The following is a 235-nucleotide window of genomic DNA, read 5'->3' on the forward strand; positions in this document are numbered from 1 at the left end:
CACTCCCATCTGGGTTCATATTCGGCACAATATAGAAATTGGCTTGGTCTAATAAAGCTTTCGAGGTTGGACAATCGCTATCGAGTAGTTGATTTAACAATCCTTCGACTAACCACTCAGCCATGGTTTCACCTGGGTGTTGACGCGCGGTAATCCAAATATTCTTTTTTTCTGGGTTTGCATCACCAATTTTAAGCAAGGTCATGTCGCGGCCATCGAGGGTTAAGCCGAGGTG

Annotated in this window: 1 protein-coding gene; it reads right to left on the reverse strand. The window is 45.1% G+C overall.

Annotated elements, in window-relative coordinates:
* The coding region (locus tag AAEY88_RS15505; RefSeq protein ID WP_350563820.1) for a M14 family zinc carboxypeptidase at positions 1-235 on the reverse strand (235 nt) is incomplete at both ends.

The sequence above is a fragment of the Psychrobacter sp. CAL346-MNA-CIBAN-0220 genome, from assembly GCF_040309805.1.
In the GTDB taxonomy this organism is placed as follows: domain Bacteria; phylum Pseudomonadota; class Gammaproteobacteria; order Pseudomonadales; family Moraxellaceae; genus Psychrobacter.